The sequence below is a fragment of the Citrobacter sp. RHBSTW-00944 genome (assembly GCF_013615435.1).
GTDB classification, from domain to species: domain Bacteria; phylum Pseudomonadota; class Gammaproteobacteria; order Enterobacterales; family Enterobacteriaceae; genus Citrobacter; species Citrobacter braakii.
The window spans coordinates 443,603-462,167 of the sequence record NZ_CP055418.1 but is presented as its reverse complement, the minus strand read 5'-3'; the positions used below and the strand labels follow the sequence as shown (position 1 = coordinate 462,167).

Here is an 18,565-nt window from a genome sequence, read left to right as displayed (position 1 = left end):
GCGTTCATAACCTGTTTGAAGCCGATGAAGCATCTGATTTCAGGCAGGAATGAAATAACAACAATCTGGAGGAATGTCGTGCAAACCTTTCAAGCCGATCTTGCCATTATAGGCGCCGGTGGCGCGGGATTACGTGCTGCAATTGCTGCCGCACAAGCAAATCCCAACGCTAAAATCGCACTGATCTCAAAAGTGTACCCAATGCGCAGCCATACCGTTGCTGCCGAAGGCGGCTCTGCTGCTGTCGCGCAGGATCATGACAGCTTTGACTACCATTTTCACGATACGGTAGCAGGCGGAGACTGGCTGTGTGAGCAGGATGTCGTGGATTACTTTGTCCACCACTGCCCAACTGAAATGACGCAACTGGAACAATGGGGCTGCCCATGGAGCCGCCGTGAAGACGGTAGCGTCAACGTACGTCGCTTCGGCGGTATGAAAATCGAGCGTACCTGGTTTGCCGCGGATAAAACCGGCTTCCACATGTTGCATACGCTGTTCCAAACATCTTTGCAGTTCCCGCAGATTCAGCGCTTTGACGAACACTTCGTTCTGGATATCCTGGTTGATGATGGCCATGCTCGCGGCCTGGTTGCCATGAACATGATGGAAGGCACGCTGATGCAGATCCGTGCTAATGCTGTTGTGATGGCAACGGGCGGCGCAGGTCGTGTTTACCGTTACAACACCAACGGCGGCATCGTAACTGGCGACGGTATGGGCATGGCGCTGAGCCACGGCGTTCCGCTGCGTGATATGGAATTCGTTCAGTATCACCCGACGGGTCTGCCAGGCTCTGGTATCCTGATGACCGAAGGCTGCCGTGGTGAAGGCGGTATCCTGGTCAACAAAAACGGCTACCGTTATCTGCAAGATTACGGCATGGGTCCGGAAACCCCGCTGGGCGAACCGAAAAACAAATACATGGAACTCGGTCCGCGCGACAAAGTTTCTCAGGCTTTCTGGCACGAATGGCGTAAAGGCAACACCATTTCCACCCCGCGTGGCGATGTGGTTCACCTCGACCTGCGTCACCTCGGCGAGAAAAAACTGCTCGAACGTTTACCGTTCATCTGCGAACTGGCGAAAGCCTACGTGGGTGTCGATCCGGTTAAAGAGCCGATCCCGGTACGTCCTACCGCGCACTACACCATGGGCGGTATCGAAACCGATCAGCACTGTGAAACCCGCATTAAAGGTCTGTTCGCTGTGGGCGAATGTTCCTCTGTTGGTCTGCATGGCGCTAACCGTCTGGGTTCTAACTCCCTGGCGGAACTGGTGGTCTTCGGTCGTATGGCCGGTGAACAGGCTGCAGAACGTGCTGCAACGGCTGGCGCTGCAAACAGTGCCGCGCTCGATGCGCAGGTTGCTGGCGTTGAAAAACGTCTGAAAGATCTGGTTAACCAGGAAGGTAACGAAAACTGGTCTAAGATCCGTGACGAAATGGGCCTGTCCATGGAAGAAGGTTGCGGTATCTACCGTACACCGGAACTCATGCAGAAAACCGTTGATAAACTGGCGGAGCTGCAGGAACGCTTCAAGCACGTCCGTATCACTGATACCTCCAGCGTCTTCAACACCGACCTGCTGTACACCATCGAACTGGGTCACGGTCTGAACGTTGCTGAATGTATGGCGCACTCTGCTCTGGCGCGTAAAGAATCCCGCGGCGCGCATCAGCGTCTGGATGAAGGCTGCACCGAGCGTGACGATGTGAACTTCCTCAAACACACCCTCGCCTTCCGCGATGCTGACGGCACGACTCGCCTGGAATACAGCGACGTGAAAATCACCACTCTGCCACCGGCTAAACGTGTTTACGGTGGCGAAGCGGAAGCAGCCGATAAGAAGGAGAAGGCGAATGGCTGAGATGAAAAACCTGAAAGTTGAGGTGGTGCGCTATAACCCGGAAACCGATACCGCGCCGCACAGTGCTTTCTACGAAGTTCCTTATGATGAAACCACGTCACTGCTGGATGCGCTGGGCTACATCAAGGATAACCTGGCACCGGACCTGAGCTACCGCTGGTCCTGCCGTATGGCGATCTGCGGCTCCTGCGGCATGATGGTCAACAATGTACCTAAACTGGCGTGCAAAACCTTCCTGCGTGATTACACCAGCGGCATGAAGGTTGAAGCGCTGGGCAACTTCCCGATTGAGCGCGATCTGGTCGTCGACATGACGCACTTTATCGAAAGCCTGGAAGCGATCAAACCGTACATCATCGGTAACCCGCGTACACCGGATCAGGGTCCAAACACCCAGACTCCGGCGCAGATGGCGAAGTATCATCAGTTCTCCGGTTGCATCAACTGTGGTCTGTGCTACGCCGCGTGCCCGCAGTTCGGCCTGAACCCAGAGTTCATTGGACCGGCTGCGATTACGCTGGCGCATCGTTACAACGAAGATAGCCGCGACCACGGTAAGAAGGAGCGTATGGCTCAGTTGAACAGCCCGAACGGCGTCTGGTCCTGTACTTTTGTGGGCTACTGCTCCGAAGTCTGCCCGAAACACGTCGATCCGGCTGCGGCCATTCAGCAGGGTAAAGTTGAAAGTTCAAAAGACTTTCTTATCGCTACCCTGAAACCACGCTAAGGAGTGCACGATGACGACTAAACGCAAACCCTATGTGCGACCAATGACGTCCACCTGGTGGAAAAAGCTGCCATTTTATCGTTTTTACATGCTGCGCGAAGGCACGGCGGTTCCGGCAGTCTGGTTCAGCATTGAACTGATTATCGGCCTGTTTGCACTCAAGCATGGTGCAGAGTCCTGGATGGGCTTTGTCGCCTTTTTGCAAAACCCGGTGGTGGTGATCCTGAATATTATCGCCCTGGCAGCAGCGCTGCTGCATACCAAAACCTGGTTTGAGCTGGCGCCAAAAGCTGCCAACATCATCGTAAAAGACGAAAAAATGGGGCCAGAGCCGATCATCAAAGGTCTCTGGGCAGTTACTGTGGTTGCGACAGTAGTAATACTGTTTGTTGCCCTGTTCTGGTAAGGAGTCCGGAATGATTAATCCAAATCCAAAACGCTCTGACGAACCCGTATTCTGGGGCCTGTTTGGTGCAGGCGGTATGTGGAGCGCAATCATTGCGCCGGTGATGATCCTGCTGGTCGGCATTATGCTGCCGCTGGGCTTTGTTCCTGATGCTTTCAGCTATGAACGCGTACTGGCATTCGCTCAGAGCTTCATCGGACGTGCGTTTCTGTTCCTGATGATCGTTCTGCCGCTGTGGTGTGGTTTACACCGTATGCACCACGCGATGCATGACCTGAAAATCCACGTGCCTGCGGGCAAATGGGTATTCTACGGACTGGCAGCTATCCTGACCGTTGTAACGGCTATTGGGATCCTGACCATCTAATCGCATGCGTTAATTATCAGGCCCGCCAATGGCGGGCCTTTTTATTAGTGCAGCATCCCGGTCAACCAGCGGGAAAACTCACGCATCGCGGACGTCTCCGGACGAGATTGTAAACGCGTTATCCAGTAACTCCCCAGATCAATCTGCGTTAGAAAAGGCTGCACGATACGTTCACTACTGAGCAAATGCGTGAACATTCTTACCGGTGCAATTGCCACACCAATCCCCGCCTGCGCGGCTTCCAGCATTGAGACGGACGAGTCAAACACCACCACGTTGTGCGTCGGTGACGGAGGCGCTTCTCCAGCGGCCTGCATCCAAAGCGTCCATTCATCACGCCGATACGATCGTAATAACGGAAATTTCAGGATGTCCACAGGTGCTTTAATCTGCGAGGCCAATGTCGGTGAACACAGCGGAGACATCAGCGCGCTACACAAATATTGCGCATCGGTATCGTGCCAGGCTCCTCCTCCGTAGCGAATAGTATAATCCAGCCCTTCGGCGGCGGGATCCACACGGTTATTGTGGGTGGAAATATGCAAATCAATATGCGGACAGTGGCGCTTAAAATCGCTCAACAGAGGGAAAAGACAGCCGACCGCAAAGGTCCCCACCACGCCAATTTTTAGTTTTTCCTGAGTCTGTTTAGTGGCAAAACGATCCAGCACCCCCGCCATACGATCGAAAGAGTCATTAAGTACAGGTAACAGACTTTCCCCTTCAGTCGTCAACATTAACCCTCGAGAACCACGCACAAAAAGCTGACAATTCAGCTGTTGCTCCAGCGCTTTCACATGCTGGCTTATTGCAGAATGCGTCACGTTGAGCTCAATTGCAGCGCGGGTAAAGCTGAGATGTCTGGCCGCTGCTTCAAAAGCCCGCAGCGAATTAAGGGGGATATAGCTACGCGTCATTATCTGGCCTGTTAGAAAAACTTATATCTGCTGCTAAATTTAACCGTTTGTCAACACGGTGCAAATCAAACACACTGATTACGTCTGACGGGCCCGGACACCCTTTCGCTTTTAATTACGGAACTGATTTCATGATGAAAAAATCGATATGCTGCGCGCTGCTGCTGACAGCTTCTTTCTCCACGTTTGCCGCCGCAAAAACAGAACAACAAATTGCCGATATCGTTAACCGCACCATCACACCGCTGATGCAGGAGCAGGCTATTCCGGGTATGGCCGTTGCGATTATCTATCAGGGGAAACCTTATTACTTTACCTGGGGTAAAGCCGATATCGCCAATAACCGTCCAGTCACTCAACAAACGCTGTTTGAACTCGGATCGGTCAGTAAAACGTTCAACGGCGTGCTGGGCGGCGATGCTATCGCCCGCGGCGAAATTAAGCTCAGCGCTCCGGTCACGCAGTACTGGCCTGAACTGACGGGTAAGCAGTGGCAGGGTATCAGCCTGCTGCACTTAGCCACCTACACGGCAGGCGGCCTGCCGCTTCAGGTTCCGGACGACGTTACGGATAAAGCCGCGTTACTACGCTTTTATCAAAACTGGCAGCCGCAATGGGCCCCAGGCGCTAAACGTCTTTATGCTAACTCCAGCATTGGTCTGTTTGGCGCCCTGGCGGTGACCCCCTCAGGCATGAGCTACGAAGAGGCGATGACCAAACGCGTCCTGCACCCCTTAAAACTGGCGCATACCTGGATTACGGTTCCGCAGAGCGAACAAAAAGATTATGCCTGGGGTTATCGCGAAGGAAAGCCTGTGCATGTATCCCCTGGCCAACTTGATGCTGAAGCCTACGGGGTGAAATCGAGCGTTATCGATATGACCCGTTGGGTTCAGGCCAACATGGACGCCAGCCAGGTTCAGGAGAAAACGCTCCAGCAGGGCATCGAGCTTGCGCAGTCACGTTACTGGCGTATTGGCGATATGTACCAGGGCCTGGGCTGGGAGATGCTGAACTGGCCGGTGAAGGCCAACTCGATAATTAGCGGTAGCGACAGCAAAGTGGCACTGGCAGCGCTTCCTGCCGTTGAGGTAAACCCGCCCGCGCCTGCCGTGAAAGCCTCATGGGTGCATAAAACGGGCTCCACTGGCGGATTCGGCAGCTACGTTGCTTTCGTTCCAGAAAAAAACCTTGGCATCGTGATGCTGGCAAATAAGAGCTACCCAAACCCTGTTCGCGTCGAGGCCGCCTGGCGCATTCTTGAAAAACTGCAGTAACGGACAAGGAGGCCCTGGATATCGGGCTTCCTTTCTTTCTCTTTTTTTCCTGCTGTCATCTACACTTAACAAAAATCCAGCAAGGAAAATCCCATGCGCATTCTGCCCGTCGTTGCTGCAGTTACGGCTGCATTTCTGGTTGTCGCTTGCAGCACCCCAACACCACCGAAAGGTGTTACCGTAGTAAATAACTTTGATGCCACACGCTATCTGGGCACCTGGTATGAAATTGCGCGTTTCGACCATCGATTCGAGCGCGGACTGGAAAAAGTGACTGCTACCTACAGCCTGCGCGACGACGGCGGTATCAATGTTATTAACAAGGGCTATAACCCGGACAGAGGAATGTGGCAGAAAACGGAGGGGAAAGCCTACTTCACTGGCGACCCAAACCGCGCTGCGCTCAAGGTCTCGTTTTTTGGCCCCTTCTATGGCGGGTATAACGTGATTGCCCTCGACAGGGAATATCGTCACGCGCTGGTTTGCGGGCCGGATCGCGACTACCTGTGGATCCTTTCACGGACCCCTACTATTTCAGATGAAATGAAACAGCAAATGCTGGCCATCGCGACCCGGGAAGGGTTTGAGGTGAATAAGCTGATTTGGGTAAAACAGCCTGGCGCTTAGTGGGTGCTCAGCTTGAGGCCAATAATACCGGCCACAATCAGCCCGAGGCTCAGTAACCGCGCCGGGCTGGCAGATTCACCCAGCAGCAGAATCCCTGTAATGGCCGCCCCGACTGCGCCGATACCGGTCCATACGGCATAGGCGGTTCCTACAGGCAACGTACGCATTGCCCAGGAGAGCATGGCGATACTGACGATCATTGCCACAATAGTGATAATGCTTGGCGTCAAACGCGTAAAACCGTGGGTATATTTCAGGCCAATCGCCCAGACAACTTCGAGCAGACCTGCAATTAATAAAACGATCCAGGACATATCAGGCTCCAGAACAATGGGGCCGTCCCCGGTGAAAGAAGCGTTTGCAGGTCGTCCTGCAAAGCTGATGTGTGAAATGGCATTTTTGCCCGAGAGAAAATGAATTTCAACCTTTTTATTCGCTGCCCGCTAAAAGCAAGAATTAAGCATAATTAGCGGCGTAGTTCCCGCATTTGGCACTCATCGGAGTTCTCTATGATGAAGGGCTTTCTGAATCCGGAAAGTCGATTGCCTCTCTTCTGAATGCGAAAAGGTTATGCTTAAAATTTTAGTGATTGACCGGTGCCACTTTACCCGCACAGGGATTGAGGCCTTGCTTAATCATTCTGGCAGGTTCAGCTCCTCATTTCTTGTGTCAGGGATCAATAATCTCCTGTTAGCAAAAGAGCATATTTTGCAGTGGAAGCCGCATCTGGTGATCGCGGATTTATACAGTTTTATTAGCGAGACGCATACCAGTCCGCCAATTAAACCCTTTTTCATGAGCTGCGGCGTCATCCCGCTGATTTTACTGCAATCAGTTGAAAGACAGCACACCTCAATGGCTTCCTCTCAATCCGTCGCCTATTCGGTCTTAACCAAGCACACCACGCTGAACGCGCTCTCACACACGATTCAGGAGGCGCTAGAGCTTCGCCCCACATTAGAAATAGCCGAAAACGCGACTCCGCTGCTTACGCCGCAGGAGGAGAAAGTATTGTCGATGTGGATGGATGGTGTGAGTAACAATGCGATAGCCGCCGCACTCAGCATTCATGGCAAGACGGTCTACACCTATAAACGGAATATCCGCATGAAACTGCACATAGGGAACCGCTTCTCGCCGTTTCTCTCACTCCCCGGGAAGGGGAATTAACGGTACGACGTGACGTCGTACCGTTCATGATTATTGTTGAGCTTTTGTCGCTGCACCAGAGATTGCGCTACCGCCTTCAGAGATATCCTGCCCAACACCTTTCGTTGTATTGCACGCAGTCAACACTGAAGAAAGAACCAACACAGAAAAGATCGCAGCAATTGTCTTTTTAACCATAACGTCTTCCTTTTCTAACCAATATTGTTTGTGTATAGCTCATTAATAATAGACAAGATCCGCAAGTGTGATGGATAAACAACCGTTTTTAAGACTATGAGAGAGTGTTAGCTGGCGGCGTGAGAGATTGAATTGCCAAGATGTTTGATGTCTTCACCGAAGCCGCGCGCGGTATTACAACCCGCCAGGAGAGTGCTGGTGAAAAGGATGAGCATTACAAGACTGAGAAGACGTTTCATCATTCCTGCCCTGGAAAAAGTATGGCGCAGCAACCTGCGCCATAAGATCAAATAGATATCTTATTTTACGCGAGAAACGTATTCGCCGGAGCGAGTATCCACTTTGATCACTTCACCGATCTGTACGAACAGCGGAACTTTAACGACTGCGCCAGTAGACAGAGTAGCCGGTTTGCCGCCAGTACCAGCGGTATCGCCTTTCAGACCTGGGTCAGTTTCAACGACTTCCAGCTCAACGAAGTTTGGCGGAGTCACGGAGATCGGCTGACCGTTCCACAGGGTCACGATGCATTCAGCCTGGTCCAGCAGCCATTTAGCGTTATCGCCTACCGCTTTCTCGTCTGCAGCCAGCTGTTCGAAAGTGGTGTTATTCATAAAGTGCCAGAACTCACCGTCGCTATACAGGAAGGTCAGGTTCATGTCGGCTACGTCTGCGCCTTCAGCGGAGTCGGTAGACTTGAAGGTTTTCTCTACGCGAGTACCGGTCAGCAGGCGACGCAGCTTAACGCGCGCAAATGCCTGGCCTTTACCTGGTTTAACGAATTCGCTGGCTTCAACCGCATAAGGTTCGCCGTCCAACATGATTTTAAGACCAGCACGAAAATCGTTGCTATAGTACGTTGCCATAAGGCCCTCTGAAAATTGTTAACTGGTAGCTAAGCCACAAAATGGCGCATATTGTAACCCTAAATACCCCATCCAGAGAAGATTGGTTATCGCAACTTGCCGATGTTGTGACCGATCCTGATGAACTTCTGCATCTTTTGAATATAGACGCAGATGAAAAACTGTTGGCCGGACGCGACGCGAGACGACTTTTCGCCCTGCGCGTACCGCGCGCCTTTATTGCTCGTATGGAAAAAGGCAATCCGGACGATCCGCTTTTGCGTCAGGTACTTACTTCCCAGGAAGAGTTTGTTGCTGCACCTGGCTACTCGACCGATCCGCTGGAAGAACAGCACAGCGTGGTCCCCGGTTTGCTGCATAAATATCGCAATCGGGCGCTGTTGTTGGTTAAAGGCGGTTGCGCGGTAAATTGTCGCTATTGCTTCCGCCGACACTTCCCGTATGCCGAAAACCAGGGCAATAAGCGCAACTGGCAGGTCGCCCTAGACTACATTAGCGCGCATCCTGAGCTGGATGAGATTATCTTCTCCGGTGGTGATCCGCTAATGGCCAAGGACCATGAACTGGACTGGTTACTCACGCAACTGGAAGCCATCCCGCACATTAAGCGTCTGCGCATTCACAGCCGTTTGCCGATTGTGATCCCCGCGCGCATTACTGAAGGACTGGCCCAGCGCTTTGCGCGTTCCTCCCTGCAGATTCTGCTGGTCAACCACATTAACCACGCCAATGAGGTCGATGAGGCGTTTCATCAGGCGATGGTCCGACTGCGTACCGCTGGCGTCACCCTACTCAACCAAAGCGTTTTGCTGCGTGGCGTGAACGATAACGCACAAACGCTGGCGAACCTGAGCAACACTCTGTTTGATGCGGGGGTGATGCCCTATTACCTGCACGTACTGGACAAAGTGCAAGGTGCCGCCCACTTTATGGTCAGCGACGATGAGGCACGTCACATTATGCGTGAACTGCTGACGTTGGTTTCCGGCTATATGGTCCCCAAACTGGCGCGTGAAATTGGCGGAGAGCCAAGTAAAACGCCGTTGGATCTGCAACTACGCCAACAATAACCATTATTGAGTGTCCGATTTCGGACACTCACCACGATTACTTATTATTTAAATCCTCACAAGTGGAGCCACGCTTTTAATCTGTGCTATTTTAATTAGCGCTATAAAGTCATTAATTCATAATTTGTATTAGTAGAACCGAATTCAGAATATTAATAAATATATGGTTAGGGAGAACCTTTTATGGCTATAAGTATTAAGGGCATCAATACCGGTGTTATTCATAAAAAGAATGAATTTATTGCTTTAGCATTAAAGATAAAAGAACCAAAGAATAAAACGTCGTTATTTTTTCTTTCTCCGCTTGGGCTAAGAGATCTGCTTATCGCCCTGGAAAGCAGGCTATCCGTCAAACATCAGCTTAGCGAAAAAGAGCATGCGCAATATGAGAAGGAATGCGATAAAGTCAGCCAAAAGATGCACGAAAATATTCCTTTGATTCAGGAAGATGAGCTAAAAAATGCCGACATTAATCGCCGCATAAATTCGCTGATGTTAGTGGATGACAAAGGCGAAAACTTAACATTTTCTCTGACACTGCATGATGGACAAACGTGTGAATTACTGATTAATGAACGACAGATTCGGGTGCTGGTCCATGCTTTTATTCATGCAATAAATAATGCTGGCATGCGGGAATTAGCGCTACGAATTACATCGCTGCTGGATTTCCTGCCGCTGTACGATGTTGATTGCCAAGAAAACGACAATCTGGAATACGACTCTTATACGCACCCCGAATGGAAACAAAGCCTGTTTAATCATTATCTGGCGATTATTTACCGCTATACAGATGATCAAGGAAAAGCCCAGTTCTGTGGTTCGGTAGTAAAAACTCGCGCCCCTTCCGGCAGCAAAGAGGCCGAAGCCATTACTCGCCGTCTTCTCGATTTCAGCCCACGGCTGAAAAAGCTTGCTGGTGTACCGTGCCAGGTGTTTGTCAGAACGTTAACGCGTGATAAGGCGCAAAAGCTCAATCAGGATCAGTGCCTGCGCGCGCTGCATCATTTACGCGCTCAGTCAGCGCATAACGCTCAAAATGCCTGATGTCGCTGCGCTTATCAGGCCGACGAATTTGTATCGTAGGCCTGATAAGACATTTAGCGTCGCCATCAGGCATCAACAGCATTTATCAATTTGGGCACTTATAAACCTGCCCGGTCATTTCACTGGCAGTAGGAACAAAGCTGGACAGCATTCCCTGTGATGGGCTGCTGACGCCATAAATCACGTTACCACCCATTGCCGCAGCCTGGTTACGCAGATCGTTTGCTGCGCCACGCATAGAGCCACCCTCTTCGCCGTGCTGGCCAGAAAGCCAGTTGCTTTGCGTACCGGTTGCAGTGCCAATCAGTTGACACTCTGCGCCAGGCTTCTCTTCGACGAAGCGTACGCTTTGCCCGGCTGAACTCAGTTCGTTGCTGGAGCTACAACCCGCCATCAGTAGCGCGGCACCAACGATCCCTGCTAAATATTTCACGTGCATGTCATTCCCCATAATCAATGAGCTGGACGTTATGTCCGTAGCTGAATCATATACTAAAAAGATGACCAAAAGAAAAACCCCCGGACATTTCTGCCCGAGGGTTTCTCATTTTTCGCGAGATACGTATTTAATCAAATAATTCAAGTTGCAGGCAGGCGGCAAGTTCATGAATCCCCTGGTACTTACATGAGTAAGTGACTGGGGTAAACGAATGCAGCCAATAATCCTGCGGCTTGAAGTATGAAGATTAAATTACATCATGCCGCCCATTCCACCCATGCCGCCCATACCACCAGCAGCACCTAAGTCAGGCGCATCGCCTTTCGGCAGGTCAGTAACCATGCACTCGGTGGTGATCATCAGACCCGCAACAGAAGCCGCGTACTGCAGAGCTGAACGCGTTACTTTGGTTGGATCCAGGATACCCATGTCGATCATGTTACCGTATTCTTCAGTTGCAGCGTTGTAACCGTAGTTACCGTCACCCGCTTTCACGGTGTTAGCCACTACAGACGGTTCTTCGCCGCAGTTCAGTACGATTTGACGCAGCGGAGATTCCATTGCGCGCAGCGCAACTTTGATACCTACGTTCTGGTCTTCGTTCTGACCTTTCAGACCGGCAATCTTAGACGCTACACGAATCAGCGCAACACCACCACCAGCAACCACGCCTTCTTCTACCGCAGCACGAGTCGCGTGCAGGGCATCTTCAACGCGGGCTTTCTTCTCTTTCATTTCAACTTCAGTCGCAGCACCAACTTTGATAACCGCAACGCCGCCTGCCAGTTTCGCTACGCGCTCCTGCAATTTTTCACGGTCGTAGTCAGAAGTTGCTTCTTCGATCTGCTGACGAATCTGAGTCACGCGCCCCTGGATTGCAGCTTCGTCACCCACGCCATCAATGATGGTGGTGGTGTCTTTGTTGATAACAACGCGTTTCGCCTGACCCAGATCTTCCAGAGTTGCTTTTTCCAGCTCCATACCGATCTCTTCAGAGATAACGGTACCACCGGTCAGGGTAGCGATATCCTGCAGCATCGCTTTACGACGGTCGCCGAAGCCTGGCGCTTTAACCGCCGCGACTTTCACGATACCGCGCATGGTGTTAACAACCAGAGTTGCCAGCGCTTCGCCTTCAACATCTTCAGCGATGATCAGCAGTGGTTTACCGGCTTTTGCTACTGCTTCCAGCACCGGCAGCATTTCGCGGATGTTGGAGATTTTCTTGTCAGCCAGCAGGATGAACGGGCTTTCCAGTTCTACTGCGCCAGTTTCCGGCTTGTTGATGAAGTAAGGAGACAGGTAACCACGGTCGAACTGCATACCTTCAACCACGTCCAGTTCGTCCTGCAGACCGGTACCGTCTTCAACGGTGATCACGCCTTCTTTACCGACTTTGTCCATCGCTTCAGCGATCAGTTTACCTACGGTTTCGTCGGAGTTAGCGGAGATAGTACCAACCTGAGCAATCGCTTTAGAGTCAGAGCACGGTACGGACAGTGCTTTCAGTTCTTCAACGGCAGCAGCGACAGCTTTGTCGATACCACGTTTCAGATCCATCGGGTTCATGCCCGCAGCAACGGCTTTCAGACCTTCAGTGATGATGGACTGCGCCAGTACGGTTGCGGTGGTGGTACCGTCGCCTGCAGCGTCGTTCGCTTTAGAGGCAACTTCTTTCACCATCTGCGCCCCCATGTTTTCGAACTTGTCTTCCAGTTCGATTTCACGGGCTACGGAAACACCATCTTTAGTGATGGTCGGTGCACCGAAAGATTTATCCAGAACTACGTTACGGCCTTTTGGACCGAGGGTAACTTTCACTGCATCTGCCAGTACGTTTACGCCGCGCAGCATTTTCACACGAGCGTCGTTACCGAATTTTACGTCTTTAGCTGCCATTTTCTCTTTCCCTTAAATTCGTATGTTCAGTGTCGTTCGCGGATTAGGCTTCAACAATTGCCAGGATGTCACTTTCAGACATGATCAACACTTCTTCATTGTCGATCTTCTCAGATTTAACACCGTAGCCATCGTTGAAAATAACGATATCGCCGACTTTAACGTCCAGCGGCTGTACGGTACCGTTGTCCAGGATGCGGCCCTTACCGACAGCGATGATTTCGCCACGAGTTGACTTACCTGCTGCAGAACCGGTCAGTACGATGCCGCCAGCAGATTTAGATTCAACTTCTTTACGTTTGACGATCACACGATCATGTAACGGACGAATACTCATTGATAGCTCTCCTTTGAGAAAGTCTTTATCAGTTATGGGTGACGCCGGCCCGTGAACGGTTTCCCGGCTAGTGACCAGAGAAATGGGGATGGGGCTTTGTACCTTCAAGGGGGCAAGCGAAAAAAAATTTATATCAGCAGAAAATTCCGTCAAAACGCCGACGCGCATCACATTTTATAACGATTTCAGTCACGTCGTCATAAGCAAATACGATTGTGATACCATCAAAAATCTGCGCTGTAGCCCGGTCAATGGGCATAACCGGATAACAACTTATGAGCGGACTGAAACAAGAGCTGGGACTGGCTCAGGGCATTGGCCTGTTGTCGACATCATTGCTAGGTACAGGCGTTTTCGCCGTCCCTGCGCTAGCCGCGCTGGTGGCTGGCAACAACAGCCTGTGGGCCTGGCCGGTGCTGATTGTTTTAGTCTTTCCCGTGGCGATTGTCTTTGCCGTACTGGGTCGTCATTTTCCCAGCGCGGGTGGCGTGGCGCATTTTGTTGGTATGGCCTTTGGCTCACGCCTGGAGCGCGTCACCGGATGGCTATTTTTGTCGGTGATTCCCGTCGGCTTGCCCGCGGCATTACATATTGCCGCCGGATTTGGTCAGGCGATGTTTGGCTGGCATGACGAACAGCTTCTGTTGGCAGAGCTCGGTACGCTGGCATTGGTTTGGTATATCGGCTCCCACGGTGCCAGCTCTAGCGCTAATCTGCAAACGGTCATTGCCGGATTGATTGTTGCCCTCATTGTCGCCATCTGGTGGGCGGGCGATGTGAAACCTGGCGAAATCCCCTTCCCTGCGATAACCGAGATTGAGTTCCCCGGACTGTTCGCCGCGCTGTCGGTGATGTTCTGGTGTTTTGTTGGCCTTGAAGCGTTTGCCCATCTGGCATCTGAATTCAAAAACCCGGAGCGGGATTTCCCGCGCGCGCTGATGATCGGCCTGCTGCTTGCGGGCTCTGTTTATTGGGCATGCACCGTCGTCGTGCTTCATTTTGACGCCTACGGTGAGCAAATGGCGGCGGCGGCCTCACTGCCAGAGATCGTCGTGCAGTTATTTGGCGTACAGGCACTGTGGGTCGCCTGCATCATTGGTTATCTGGCCTGTTTTGCCAGTCTCAACATTTATATTCAAAGTTTCGCCAGGCTGGTCTGGTCGCAAGCGCAATATAAGCCGGAAAGTCATCTGGCGCGTCTGTCACCCCGCCACCTTCCGCGCAATGCGCTAAACGCCGTATTGGGCTGCTGCGTGATCAGTACGTTGTGCATCTATATGCTGAAAATCAATCTCGATGCGTTAATCATCTATGCTAACGGCATCTTTATTATGATTTATTTGCTGTGCATGCTGGCGGGATGTCGATTACTGAAAGGGCATTATCGCATGCTGGCGGTCATTGGCGGTCTACTGTGTCTGCTGCTGTTGGCAATGGTTGGCTGGAAGAGCCTGTATGCGCTGATTATGCTGGCAGGGCTGTGGCTGTTTTTACCCCGCAGGCCGGATAAGGCGACGTTGACGCCGTCATCCGGCAGATAAGCATTTTGCCGGATGGTGCTCACGCTTATCCGGCCCGCATACTGATGCTTAATCCCGAGGATCGTCTTTATGATCAATACGGTTGCGATCGTCGTCTTTGCGCTGAAATTCGCCATCAAAGGTCTCACCGCCCCCAGTTCCGGCGCTGAAACCACCGCCCGGCATACGCGAAAAACGCAAATGCGGCAGCAGTTTCATCGTCAGATGTTTTTGCACCGGGGGTAATAAAAGAAGAAGACCGAGGAAATCGGTGAAAAAACCGGGCAGTACCAACAGCAGACCAGCAATGATCAGCGACACGCTCTTGATCATTTCTGCAGCAGGACTTTCACCAGCCGCCATTTTTTGTTGCATCAGTAAAAAATTTTTAAATCCCTGGTTACGAACCAGAGACATACCGATAACCGACGTAAAAATAACCAAAATCAGCGTCATCAGGACACCCAGGACATGGGCAACCTGAATAAAAATAGATATCTCTATGTAAACATAGAGAAAAATGGCAATTAATGGTATCCAGCGCAAAGGGTTCTCCTGTCAATAACAGTCGTTTTTTTCAACGCCTGCCCGATGAATTATGTGACTCACATCAATTAGATGTTGAGGTGGTTAGCAAAATTTCAAGTCGCTTGTACACTTATTTTTAGTATTAATCCTAAAGGGGTGATCCATTTCACAGAATAATAAATAAGGGGTAAATTCCACGCTTTAAGTGATCCAGATTACGGTAGAAATCCTGAACCAGCATATGATCTCGAGTATCAGACCGATGCAGGGGATAATCGTCGGTCGAGAAACAATCGAAATCACATATATCCTGTGTGTTTAGTCAAATCATTGGCAGCTTGAAAAAGAAGGTTCACATGTTAAACAACATTCGTATCGAAGAAGACTTGTTGGGTACCAGGGAAGTTCCAGCGGACGCCTACTACGGTGTTCACACTCTGAGAGCGATTGAAAACTTCTACATTAGCAACAACAAAATCAGCGACATTCCTGAATTTGTTCGCGGTATGGTAATGGTTAAAAAGGCAGCGGCAATGGCCAACAAAGAGCTGCAAACCATTCCTAAGAGTGTGGCAAATGCCATCATCGCGGCGTGTGATGAAGTCCTGAATAACGGAAAATGCATGGATCAATTCCCGGTAGATGTTTACCAGGGTGGTGCGGGTACCTCCGTCAACATGAACACCAACGAAGTGCTGGCCAATATCGGTCTGGAACTGATGGGTCACCAGAAAGGTGAATATCAGTACCTGAACCCGAACGACCACGTTAACAAATGTCAGTCTACCAACGACGCTTACCCAACTGGCTTCCGTATCGCGGTATACGCATCCATCATCAAACTGATCGATGCCCTGAACCAGCTGCGTGAAGGCTTCGAACAAAAAGCTGTTGAATTCCAGGACATCCTGAAAATGGGCCGTACCCAGCTGCAGGATGCTGTACCGATGACCCTCGGTCAGGAATTCCATGCTTTCAGCGTACTGTTGAAAGAAGAAGTGAAAAACATTAGTCGTACCGCTGAGCTGCTGCTGGAAGTTAACCTCGGTGCAACTGCAATCGGTACGGGTCTGAACACGCCGAAAGAATACTCCCCGCTGGCAGTACAGAAACTGGCTGAAGTCACTGGCTTCGCCTGTGTTCCGGCAGAAGACCTGATTGAAGCAACTTCTGACTGCGGCGCATACGTTATGGTTCACGGCGCACTGAAACGTCTGGCTGTTAAGATGTCCAAAATCTGTAACGACCTGCGTTTGCTCTCCTCTGGCCCACGTGCTGGTCTGAACGAGATCAACCTGCCGGAACTGCAGGCTGGTTCTTCTATCATGCCAGCAAAAGTGAACCCAGTTGTTCCAGAAGTCGTAAACCAGGTTTGCTTTAAAGTCATCGGTAACGATATCACCGTTACTATGGCATCTGAAGCTGGTCAGCTGCAGTTGAACGTAATGGAGCCGGTCATTGGCCAGGCAATGTTTGAATCCATTCACATTCTGAGCAATGCTTGCTACAACCTGCTGGAAAAATGCGTTAGTGGTATCACTGCTAACAAAGAAGTCTGTGAAGCGTTTGTATTCAACTCCATCGGCATCGTTACTTACCTCAACCCGTTCATCGGTCACCACAACGGCGACATCGTCGGTAAAATTTGTGCCGAAACCGGTAAGAGCGTACGTGAAGTTGTCCTGGAACGCGGTCTGTTGACCGAGTCTGAACTGGACGATATCTTCTCTGCACAGAACCTGATGCACCCTGCTTATAAAGCAAAACGTTATACTGATGAAAGCGAACAGTAATCGTGTAGGGTAGTACCGGAGAAGGCACGTCATGATGACGTGCCTTTTTTCTTACTCGAAGTTACTTAAAAACAACAATTTAATATCAACTTGTTAAACAACAAGGAAGGCTAATATGATAGTTTTAGAACTTATCATCGTTTTGCTGGCAATCTTTTTAGGTGCCAGACTTGGGGGTATCGGTATTGGATTTGCAGGTGGGCTGGGTGTTCTGGTTCTTGCCGCTATTGGCGTAAAACCAGGTAATATTCCGTTCGATGTTATTTCCATTATCATGGCGGTTATCGCTGCCATCTCTGCCATGCAGATTGCCGGTGGTCTGGACTATCTGGTTCATCAAACTGAAAAACTGCTGCGTAAAAACCCGAAATACATCACGATCCTTGCACCAATCGTGACCTATTTCCTGACTATCTTTGCCGGTACCGGCAACATCTCTCTGGCAACTCTGCCGGTTATCGCTGAAGTCGCGAAGGAACAAGGTGTCAAACCTTGCCGTCCGCTCTCTACCGCAGTGGTTTCTGCACAGATTGCGATTACGGCGTCGCCAATCTCCGCAGCTGTGGTTTACATGTCTTCCGTAATGGAAGGTCATGGCATCAGCTACATTCACCTGCTGTCCGTGGTCATTCCGTCCACTCTGCTGGCCGTTCTGGTGATGTCCTTCCTGGTAACGATGCTGTTCAACTCCAAACTGTCTGACGACCCGATTTACCGTAAGCGTCTGGAAGAAGGTTTGGTTGAACTGCGTGGTGAAAGACAAGTTGAAATCAAAGCTGGCGCGAAAACCTCCGTTTGGTTGTTCCTGCTGGGCGTGATTTGCGTAGTTGTATACGCCATCATCAACAGCCCAAGCCTCGGCCTGGTCGCTAAACCGCTGATGAACACCACCAACGCAATCCTGATCATCATGCTGAGCGTCGCGACGCTGACTACGATCGTCTGCCGCGTTGAAACTGACTCCATCCTGAACTCCAGCACCTTTAAAGCGGGTATGAGCGCCTGTATTTGTATCCTGGGTGTTGCATGGCTGGGTGATACCTTCGTATCTCACAACATTGACTGGATCAAAGATACTGCAGGTAGCGTAATTCAGGGTCATCCGTGGTTGCTGGCTGTCATCTTCTTCTTTGCCTCTGCGCTGCTGTACTCTCAGGCTGCAACCGCTAAAGCACTGATGCCGATGGCTCTGGCTCTGAACGTTTCCCCACTGACTGCTGTTGCGTCTTTCGCAGCTGTTTCTGGCCTGTTCATTCTGCCAACCTACCCAACTCTGGTTGCGGCGGTGCAGATGGATGACACCGGTACAACCCGCATCGGTAAATTCGTCTTTAACCATCCGTTCTTCATCCCAGGTACTCTGGGCGTGCTTTTGGCTGTCTGCTTCGGCTTCTTGCTGGGCAGCTTCATGCTGTAAGACTTTACTGCAGGGTGCCTTCGCGCCCTGCAGTTCCTCCTCCTCCTCATCATCCCGCTTTAACTAACATCCTTCCCTCGTCCGTTGTATAGTGACCACTCTTTAGCTGGTT

The 18,565-nt window shown here is 51.0% G+C and carries 21 protein-coding genes; 12 read left to right on the top strand and 9 right to left on the bottom strand.

The window, feature by feature from the left end:
- Positions 1-78 precede the first annotated feature (78 nt).
- The 4 genes from frdA to frdD are packed head-to-tail and all read left to right on the top strand — an operon-like array spanning position 79 to position 3,369.
- Positions 79-1,869, top strand: coding sequence for a fumarate reductase (quinol) flavoprotein subunit (gene frdA, locus HV334_RS02185; protein ID WP_181221115.1), 1,791 nt, complete (start codon positions 79-81; stop codon positions 1,867-1,869).
- Complete coding sequence (gene frdB / locus HV334_RS02180; protein ID WP_016155500.1) at positions 1,862-2,596, top strand: fumarate reductase iron-sulfur protein; 735 nt, start codon at positions 1,862-1,864, stop codon at positions 2,594-2,596. The genes frdA and frdB overlap by 8 nt, the downstream gene beginning before the upstream one ends.
- Positions 2,597-2,606: 10 nt before the next feature.
- The gene (gene frdC, locus HV334_RS02175; RefSeq protein WP_016151401.1) at positions 2,607-3,002 is read left to right on the top strand and encodes a fumarate reductase subunit FrdC; all 396 of its coding nucleotides are present in this window, start codon (positions 2,607-2,609) and stop codon (positions 3,000-3,002) included.
- A 10-nt stretch (positions 3,003-3,012) separates the two neighbouring features.
- Positions 3,013-3,369 (top strand): fumarate reductase subunit FrdD, encoded by a 357-nt coding sequence (gene frdD / locus HV334_RS02170; protein ID WP_003025535.1) that lies wholly within the window; start codon positions 3,013-3,015, stop codon positions 3,367-3,369.
- Positions 3,370-3,413: 44 nt separating this feature from the next.
- On the opposite strand, the gene ampR is transcribed toward frdD, so the two are convergent.
- Positions 3,414-4,286 carry a LysR family transcriptional regulator AmpR gene (ampR, locus tag HV334_RS02165; protein ID WP_094761031.1) on the bottom strand — a complete coding sequence of 291 codons (873 nt, stop codon included), beginning with the start codon at positions 4,284-4,286 and terminating at the stop codon, positions 3,414-3,416.
- 131 nt (positions 4,287-4,417) lie between these two features.
- Between ampR and blaCMY the strand changes: the two genes are divergently transcribed.
- Together blaCMY and HV334_RS02155 are read left to right on the top strand one after the other, a co-directional pair.
- Positions 4,418-5,563 carry a CMY-2 family class C beta-lactamase gene (blaCMY, locus tag HV334_RS02160; protein ID WP_181221114.1) on the top strand — a complete coding sequence of 382 codons (1,146 nt, stop codon included), beginning with the start codon at positions 4,418-4,420 and terminating at the stop codon, positions 5,561-5,563.
- A 93-nt stretch (positions 5,564-5,656) separates the two neighbouring features.
- Complete coding sequence (locus HV334_RS02155) at positions 5,657-6,190, top strand: lipocalin family protein (protein WP_016151398.1); 534 nt, start codon at positions 5,657-5,659, stop codon at positions 6,188-6,190.
- Here the strand turns inward: HV334_RS02155 and sugE are convergent.
- Positions 6,187-6,504, bottom strand: coding sequence for a quaternary ammonium compound efflux SMR transporter SugE (sugE, locus tag HV334_RS02150; RefSeq protein WP_016151397.1), 318 nt, complete (start codon positions 6,502-6,504; stop codon positions 6,187-6,189). The genes HV334_RS02155 and sugE overlap by 4 nt on opposite strands.
- 256 nt (positions 6,505-6,760) lie before the next feature.
- On the opposite strand from sugE, the gene HV334_RS02145 reads away from it, so the two are divergent.
- Positions 6,761-7,360, top strand: a complete 600-nt coding sequence (locus HV334_RS02145; protein ID WP_181221113.1) for a LuxR C-terminal-related transcriptional regulator — start codon at positions 6,761-6,763, stop codon at positions 7,358-7,360.
- A gap of 30 nt (positions 7,361-7,390) precedes the next feature.
- Here the strand turns inward: HV334_RS02145 and ecnB are convergent, their stop codons facing one another.
- The 3 genes from ecnB to efp all read right to left on the bottom strand — a co-directional run bounded on the left by ecnB (position 7,391) and on the right by efp (position 8,403).
- Positions 7,391-7,537, bottom strand: a complete 147-nt coding sequence (gene ecnB / locus HV334_RS02140; RefSeq protein ID WP_016151395.1) for a lipoprotein toxin entericidin B — start codon at positions 7,535-7,537, stop codon at positions 7,391-7,393.
- A 107-nt stretch (positions 7,538-7,644) separates the two neighbouring features.
- Positions 7,645-7,779 carry a lipoprotein antitoxin entericidin A gene (gene ecnA / locus HV334_RS02135; RefSeq protein WP_016151394.1) on the bottom strand — a complete coding sequence of 45 codons (135 nt, stop codon included), beginning with the start codon at positions 7,777-7,779 and terminating at the stop codon, positions 7,645-7,647.
- A 57-nt stretch (positions 7,780-7,836) separates the two neighbouring features.
- The gene (gene efp / locus HV334_RS02130; RefSeq protein WP_003025478.1) at positions 7,837-8,403 is read right to left on the bottom strand and encodes an elongation factor P; all 567 of its coding nucleotides are present in this window, start codon (positions 8,401-8,403) and stop codon (positions 7,837-7,839) included.
- 41 nt (positions 8,404-8,444) lie between these two features.
- Between efp and epmB the strand changes: the two genes are divergently transcribed.
- Entirely contained in the window at positions 8,445-9,473 is a 1,029-nt protein-coding gene (epmB, locus tag HV334_RS02125; protein WP_103766923.1) for an EF-P beta-lysylation protein EpmB, read from the top strand.
- A gap of 183 nt (positions 9,474-9,656) precedes the next feature.
- A complete protein-coding gene (gene yjeJ / locus HV334_RS02120; protein WP_181221112.1) occupies positions 9,657-10,520 on the top strand; it encodes a YjeJ family protein in 864 nt (287 codons plus the stop codon).
- Positions 10,521-10,605: 85 nt separating this feature from the next.
- Here yjeJ and HV334_RS02115 read toward each other — a convergent pair whose 3' ends face one another.
- The 3 genes from HV334_RS02115 to HV334_RS02105 all read right to left on the bottom strand — a co-directional run bounded on the left by HV334_RS02115 (position 10,606) and on the right by HV334_RS02105 (position 13,195).
- The gene (locus HV334_RS02115; protein ID WP_016151391.1) at positions 10,606-10,959 is read right to left on the bottom strand and encodes a DUF4156 domain-containing protein; all 354 of its coding nucleotides are present in this window, start codon (positions 10,957-10,959) and stop codon (positions 10,606-10,608) included.
- Positions 10,960-11,211: 252 nt separating this feature from the next.
- A complete protein-coding gene (groL, locus tag HV334_RS02110; protein ID WP_003025464.1) occupies positions 11,212-12,858 on the bottom strand; it encodes a chaperonin GroEL in 1,647 nt (548 codons plus the stop codon).
- Between the two features lie 43 nt (positions 12,859-12,901).
- On the bottom strand, positions 12,902-13,195 hold the full coding sequence (locus tag HV334_RS02105) for a co-chaperone GroES (RefSeq protein ID WP_000027827.1): 294 nt from the start codon (positions 13,193-13,195) through the stop codon (positions 12,902-12,904).
- 275 nt (positions 13,196-13,470) lie between these two features.
- Here HV334_RS02105 and yjeH point away from each other — a divergent pair, with 275 nt between their 5' ends.
- On the top strand, positions 13,471-14,736 hold the full coding sequence (gene yjeH / locus HV334_RS02100) for an L-methionine/branched-chain amino acid transporter (protein ID WP_047500035.1): 1,266 nt from the start codon (positions 13,471-13,473) through the stop codon (positions 14,734-14,736).
- Between the two features lie 48 nt (positions 14,737-14,784).
- Here yjeH and HV334_RS02095 read toward each other — a convergent pair whose 3' ends face one another.
- Complete coding sequence (locus tag HV334_RS02095) at positions 14,785-15,261, bottom strand: FxsA family protein (protein ID WP_103766926.1); 477 nt, start codon at positions 15,259-15,261, stop codon at positions 14,785-14,787.
- Positions 15,262-15,599: 338 nt separating this feature from the next.
- Between HV334_RS02095 and aspA the strand changes: the two genes are divergently transcribed.
- Positions 15,600-17,036 carry an aspartate ammonia-lyase gene (aspA, locus tag HV334_RS02090; protein ID WP_016151388.1) on the top strand — a complete coding sequence of 479 codons (1,437 nt, stop codon included), beginning with the start codon at positions 15,600-15,602 and terminating at the stop codon, positions 17,034-17,036.
- Positions 17,037-17,151: 115 nt separating this feature from the next.
- Positions 17,152-18,453: an anaerobic C4-dicarboxylate transporter DcuA gene (dcuA, locus tag HV334_RS02085; protein ID WP_181221111.1), complete on the top strand. Its 1,302-nt coding sequence runs from the start codon at positions 17,152-17,154 to the stop codon at positions 18,451-18,453.
- Positions 18,454-18,565: the final 112 nt, after the last annotated feature.